Origin of the sequence: Mesorhizobium sp. M7A.F.Ca.US.005.03.2.1 (genome assembly GCF_003997795.1) — a bacterium.
In the GTDB taxonomy this organism is placed as follows: domain Bacteria; phylum Pseudomonadota; class Alphaproteobacteria; order Rhizobiales; family Rhizobiaceae; genus Mesorhizobium; species Mesorhizobium ciceri.
In genome coordinates this window covers 1-5,720 of record NZ_RZRP01000397.1, presented here as the reverse complement: position 1 = coordinate 5,720, position 5,720 = coordinate 1, and the positions used below count along the sequence as shown (strand labels likewise).

5 protein-coding genes and 1 pseudogene are annotated in these 5,720 nt (G+C 62.7%); 1 reads left to right on the top strand and 5 read right to left on the bottom strand.

Features of this window, described 5'->3' with window-relative positions; all coding sequences use genetic code 11:
- Positions 1-124 (bottom strand): annotated as a pseudogene (locus tag EN991_RS41020) (succinate dehydrogenase assembly factor 2); the annotation flags it as partial.
- A gap of 62 nt (positions 125-186) precedes the next feature.
- On the opposite strand from EN991_RS41020, the gene recG reads away from it, so the two are divergent.
- The gene (gene recG / locus EN991_RS21055; protein ID WP_127369471.1) at positions 187-2,295 is read left to right on the top strand and encodes an ATP-dependent DNA helicase RecG; all 2,109 of its coding nucleotides are present in this window, start codon (positions 187-189) and stop codon (positions 2,293-2,295) included.
- Here the strand turns inward: recG and EN991_RS21050 are convergent.
- From EN991_RS21050 to EN991_RS21035, 4 genes are all read right to left on the bottom strand, one after another.
- The gene (locus tag EN991_RS21050) at positions 2,247-3,002 is read right to left on the bottom strand and encodes a DUF502 domain-containing protein (RefSeq protein WP_127369470.1); all 756 of its coding nucleotides are present in this window, start codon (positions 3,000-3,002) and stop codon (positions 2,247-2,249) included. The two genes, recG and EN991_RS21050, sit on opposite strands and share 49 nt — an antisense overlap.
- 80 nt (positions 3,003-3,082) lie before the next feature.
- Positions 3,083-3,385, bottom strand: a complete 303-nt coding sequence (locus EN991_RS21045; RefSeq protein ID WP_027161478.1) for a HigA family addiction module antitoxin — start codon at positions 3,383-3,385, stop codon at positions 3,083-3,085.
- 31 nt (positions 3,386-3,416) lie between these two features.
- Positions 3,417-5,240 carry a glutamine--fructose-6-phosphate transaminase (isomerizing) gene (gene glmS, locus EN991_RS21040; protein WP_127369469.1) on the bottom strand — a complete coding sequence of 608 codons (1,824 nt, stop codon included), beginning with the start codon at positions 5,238-5,240 and terminating at the stop codon, positions 3,417-3,419.
- A 171-nt stretch (positions 5,241-5,411) separates the two neighbouring features.
- The coding region (locus tag EN991_RS21035; protein WP_281058804.1) for a DapH/DapD/GlmU-related protein at positions 5,412-5,720 on the bottom strand (309 nt) is incomplete at its 5' end.

The following is a 5,720-nucleotide window of genomic DNA, read 5'->3' as shown; positions in this document are numbered from 1 at the left end:
GGTCCATCTCGCGCATGCCGCGATGCCAGGAGCGAAACAGAAGCTTGCGGCGGCGCACGTCCAGCCCCTCGCTTGATCTCGTCGTTCCGGTCATCGTACCGCATCCTTGCTTGCTGCGGCGCATATAGCGTGGATAGAAGGGGCTGTCAGCCTTGCGCTGCCGCCGTCGCAACATAAGCTGACATCATGCGTCCGACCATCCTCGATCCCTTGTTTGTCCCGATCACGTCGCTTGCAGGCGTCGGACCGAAAGTCGGTGCGCTGATCGAGAAGGTTGTTCCGGCCGATCTCGGCGACCGCGCGGCGCGTGCCGGCGATCTTCTGTTCGTGCTGCCGCACACCGTCATCGACCGGCGCAGTCGGCCTGGTATCGCGGGATCCGCGGAAGGCCAGATCGTCACGCTCGATGTGCGCATCGACCGCCACCAGCCGCCACCGCGTGGCAATAGGTCGGTTCCCTACCGGGTCTTCGCCCATGACGATACCGGAGAGATCGCGCTGACCTTCTTCCATGCTCACGCCTCCTATCTCGAAAAGGCGATGCCCGAGGGCGAGCATGTCGTGGTCTCGGGCCGCATGGAATGGTTCAACGGCCGCCCGAGCATGGTCCACCCCGACCATATTGCGCTGGCCAGCGAGGCGGAAAACCTGCCGCTGGTCGAACCGGTCTATCCCCTGACAGCCGGGCTCTCGGGCAAGGTGCTGCGCCGGGCGATCGGCCAGGCGCTGACGCGCGTGCCTGAATTTCCCGAATGGCAGGACGGCGCCTTCATGCGGCGGCACACCTTTGCGGCCTTTGGCGATGCGCTTGCCCGCATCCACAATCCGGCTGACCCGATTGACGTCTCCATCGATGGTGCCGCCTGGCGGCGGCTCGCCTATGACGAGTTGCTGGCGGGCCAGGTCTCGCTGGCGCTGGTGCGAGCGAAAGTCCGCAGGCTGTCCGGGCGACCCCTGGTCGGCGACGGCCGCATCGTCGAAAAACTGCGGGCCGCACTGCCCTATTCGCTGACATCAAGCCAGGAGTTTGCGCTGGCCGAAATCAATGCCGACCTCGCCGACCCAGAGCGCATGCTGCGGCTTCTCCAGGGCGATGTCGGTTCCGGCAAGACCGTCGTCGCGCTGCTGGCCATGGCGCGTGCCGTCGAGGCCGGCGGCCAGGCAGCCTTGATGGCACCGACCGAAATCCTGGCGCGCCAGCATCTTGCGACCATCACGCCGCTTGCCGCCAAGGTAGGGCTTCGCATCGCCATCCTCACCGGTCGCGAGAAGGGCCGCGAACGCGCGGATACGCTGGCCGGCCTGGCAAGCGGCGAGATCGACATCGTCGTCGGCACCCACGCGCTGTTCCAGGAGACCGTCACCTTCAAAGACCTCGTCTTTGCCGTCATCGACGAGCAGCATCGTTTCGGCGTCCATCAGCGGCTTGCCATCACCGCCAAGGGCGACGCGCCAGACATGCTGGTGATGACGGCCACTCCTATCCCGCGCACCCTGGTGCTGACCGCTTTCGGTGACATGGACGTGTCGAAACTGACGGAAAAACCGGCCGGCCGCCAGCCGATCCGTACCGTTACGCTGCCGCTCGAGCGGCTCGACGAACTGGTCGACCGCATGGTGGACGCCGTCGCCGGCGGCCAGAAGATCTACTGGATCTGTCCGCTGGTCGAGGAATCCGAAGAGATCAAACTGATGTCGGCCGAAGACCGCTTCGCCTCGCTGAAACCATTGTTCGGCGATCGCATCGGTCTCGTTCACGGCCGCATGAAGGGTGCAGAGAAGGACGAGGCGATGCGCGCCTTCAAGCAGGGCGAGACACGCATCCTGATCGCCACCACCGTCATCGAGGTCGGCGTCGACGTGCCGGACGCCACCGTCATGGTCATCGAGCATGCAGAGCGCTTCGGCCTTGCCCAACTGCACCAGCTTCGCGGCCGGGTCGGACGCGGTGACAAGCCTTCCTCATGCGTGCTGCTCTACAAGGACCCGCTCGGCGAGACCGCAAAACGCCGGCTGTCGGTGATGCGCGAGACCGAGGATGGGTTCCTGATCGCCGAGGAGGACCTGAAGCTGCGCGGCGAAGGCGAATTGCTGGGCACCCGCCAGTCGGGCACGCCGGGCTTCCAGGTGGCTCGCATCGAGGCGCATGCCGACCTTCTGGAGGCCGCCCGCGACGATGCCAGGCTGATCCTGTCACGCGATCCGGAGCTGCAATCGCAGCGTGGTGAGGCGTTGCGCCTGCTGCTTTACTTGTTCGGTCGCGACGAAGCCGTGCGGCTTCTGCGCGCCGGCTGATCCAGGGCGGCAACCGAAGGGTTGGCCAGCATCCCTTCGATCGGCTCGCCATTCACGACAACCATTTGCTTTACTTCGGGCGCCACCAGACCGGCGGAGACGATCAGCTTGGCGCCATCCTCGATCGTCATGTCGAGCAGCACGATGTCCGACTTCGGCACATACATCAGGAAGCCCGTGGTCGGGTTTGGCGTGCACGGCATGAATACGGCGATCAGCGGATCGCCTTCCTGGTCGAGCTTCTGGTTGATCTCGGTTTCCTTTTCACTGGCGACGAACACCAGCGACCACACGCCCTTGCGCGGATATTCGACCAGCCCGACCTGGCGGAACATGTCACCCTTGTTCGACAGCACGGTCTCGAAAATCTGTTTCAGCGAGCCGTAGATGCCGCGCACCAGCGGCATGCGGCCAAGCAGGCGCTCGCCGAAATTGACGATGGCGCGGCCGACGATGTTTGCCGTCAGGAAACCGATCAGCGTGATCAGGATAAGCGCCACGATCAGTCCGAACCCCGGCACCGGAAACGACAGGTAGGTGTCAGGGCTGTAGCGGGCCGGAATATAAGGCTTCACCCAGGAATCGACCCAGCCGATGAACGACCAGGCAATGTAGGCGGTGATCGCCAAGGGCGCGCAGACGATGAAGCCCGTGAGGAAATAGTTCCTCAGCCGGGTCATGCCGGAGGTCTTGGGAGCATCGGACATGGTTCACCGGAGCGCGGGTTGCAGCGCAACATTAGTGAACCGGACGAAGCTTTGGAACTGCGAAGTTTTTAAAGAGCCGATTATGCCGCTACTTCCAACGGCTCAATCTTCTCGAGCTCCGGCGCCAGCTTTCTGGCTTCGGTTTCAAGCTCATAGGCCTGTTGAAAATTCATCCAGAATTCGGGCGTGGTGTTGAAAAATCTGGCGAGGCGAAGAGCGGTATCGGGAGTCAGGCCGATCTCTTCCTTGGCAATGCGTTCGATACGGGTGCGCGGAAGGTTGAGCTTTTTCGCCAGCGCGCCTGCACTCATGCCGAGCGGGACGAGATATTCTTCACGCAGGAATTCTCCAGGATGAACTGGACGTGCGAACTTCGATGCCATTCGGCCCAACCTCCGGTCTGGAAGGCAAAACCTATTCCACCGTCACCGATTTCGCCAGATTGCGTGGCTGATCGACGTCGGTGCCCATGAACACGGCGGTGAAATAGGCCAGCATCTGTATCGGCAGCGCATAGATGATCGGCGAGATGATTTCGGGCACATCCGGCAGCACGATTGTTTCCATCGTCTTCACGCTCACCTGCGCTGCGCCCTTGCTGTCGGTGATCAGGATGATCTTGCCGCCGCGCGCCGCCACTTCCTGCATGTTGGAAACGGTTTTCTCGAAGATCCGGTCATGCGGCGCGATGACGATGACAGGCATGTTCTCGTCGATCAGCGCGATCGGCCCATGCTTCAGTTCGCCGGCTGCATAGCCTTCGGCGTGGATGTAGGAGATTTCCTTGAGTTTCAACGCGCCTTCCATGGCCAGCGGGAAGTTGGTGTCGCGGCCGAGATAGAGCACGTCCTTGTAGCGCGAGAGTTCGCGCGCGATCCGCTCGATCTGCTCTTCAAGCTTGAGCACCTGGTTGGCGTAGCGCGGCGCTTCCGAAAGCGCGCGCACCAGGGTTTTCTCCTGTTCCTTCGAAATCATACCGCGCGCCACGCCGGCGCGCACCGCAAGCGCGGCCAGCACGGAAAGCTGGCAGGTGAAGGCCTTGGTCGAGGCGACGCCGATCTCGGGTCCGGCAAGCGTCGGCAGCACGACGTCGGATTCGCGCGCCATGGTCGATTCGCGCACATTGACGATCGCGCCGATCTTCATGCCGGCTTTGCGGCAATAACGCAGTGAGGCCAGCGTGTCGGCGGTCTCGCCCGATTGCGAGATGAAAAACGCCGCATCGTTCTCCGAGAGCGGCATTTCGCGGTAACGAAATTCGGAGGCGACATCGATGTCGACGGGCAGGCGCGCGTAGCGCTCGAACCAGTACTTGCCGATCAGGCCGGCCAGATACGCCGTGCCGCAGGCCGAGATCGCCAGCCGACCAATTTTGGCGAAGTCGAACGGCAGGTCGAGCGGCTTCGACACTCCGGAGACGAAATCCACGTAATGCGCCAGCGTGTGCGAGATCACCTCGGGCTGCTCATGGATTTCCTTTTCCATGAAATGGCGTCGGTTGCCCTTGTCGACCATGAAGCTGGTCGACAGCGACTGCTGGCGTTTGCGCTCTACCTTTGTGCCGCCGATATCGAAGATCTCAACACTATTGCGGCGCACCACCGCCCAGTCGCCATCTTCGAGATAGGTGATCGAATTGGTGAACGGGGCGAGCGCGATGGCGTCGGAGCCCAGGAACATCTCGCCATCGCCATGGCCGACGGCCAAAGGCGGACCATTGCGGGCGCCGACGATCAAATCCTCGTCGCCTTTGAACATGATCGCCAGCGCAAATGCGCCTTCCAGCCGCTTCAGCGCCTGGTGCGCGGCTTCGACCGGCTTCAGCCCCTTGGCGAGTTCGCGGGCCACCAGATGCGCCACGACCTCGGTGTCGGTCTGCGACGAAAAAGAATAGCCGTCGCGGACCAGTTCGTCGCGCAGTTCGGCGAAATTCTCGATGATGCCGTTGTGGACGATGGCGACGCCGTCGGAAAAATGCGGATGCGCATTGGTCTCGTTGGGCACGCCATGCGTCGCCCAGCGCGTGTGGCCGATGCCGATCGTGCCATCGAGCGGCTCGTCCTTGAGCCGGCGCTCCAGGTTGATCAACTTGCCTTCGGCGCGGCGGCGGGCGAGTTCGCCACGCTCGATGGTCGCGACGCCGGCCGAATCATAGCCACGGTACTCCAACCGCTTCAGCGCATCGACGATGAGCGGCGCAACCTGCGAGTGGCCGACGATTCCAACGATACCGCACATGCAGAAAGCCCCCGATTCCCCGGAAAACCAGCGCTATTTAGGGATGGCCGGCCTGCCGTGGAAAGTCACATTGCATTTCGTCCCGTATAACGGAACGCTCATTCTGTCGATGCACCATGACAGGCCGCTCTTGCAATCCGGTTACTGCAATCGTTCGGTTGCGGGCTGGTCTTACTTTTTCTTCGCCGCCGCCGCCGAAGCAAAGCGCTCGCGCAACTCCTTGCCCTTGCCTGGAATGGTCTTCTGGCGGGCGCGGCCGAAGGCCAGCGCGTCGTCGGGCACGCTTTCGGTGATCACGCTGCCTGAGGCGATGTAGCCGCCCTTGCCGATGGTGACAGGCGCCACCAGCGACGAATTGGAGCCGACAAAAGCGCCCTCGCCGATGTCCGTGAAGAATTTCGAATAGCCGTCATAATTGCAGGTAATGGTGCCGGCGCCGATATTGGCCCCAGCACCGACACGGGCGTCGCCGATATAGGT

Excerpts from the sequence above, each read along its gene's own strand:
- recG (WP_127369471.1), top strand. The coding sequence starts at position 187 with ATGCGTCCGACCATCCTCGATCCCTTGTTTGTCCCGATCACGTCGCTT.
- EN991_RS21050 (WP_127369470.1), bottom strand. The coding sequence starts at position 3,002 with ATGTCCGATGCTCCCAAGACCTCCGGCATGACCCGGCTGAGGAACTAT.
- EN991_RS21045 (WP_027161478.1), bottom strand. The coding sequence starts at position 3,385 with ATGGCATCGAAGTTCGCACGTCCAGTTCATCCTGGAGAATTCCTGCGT.
- glmS (WP_127369469.1), bottom strand. The coding sequence starts at position 5,240 with ATGTGCGGTATCGTTGGAATCGTCGGCCACTCGCAGGTTGCGCCGCTC.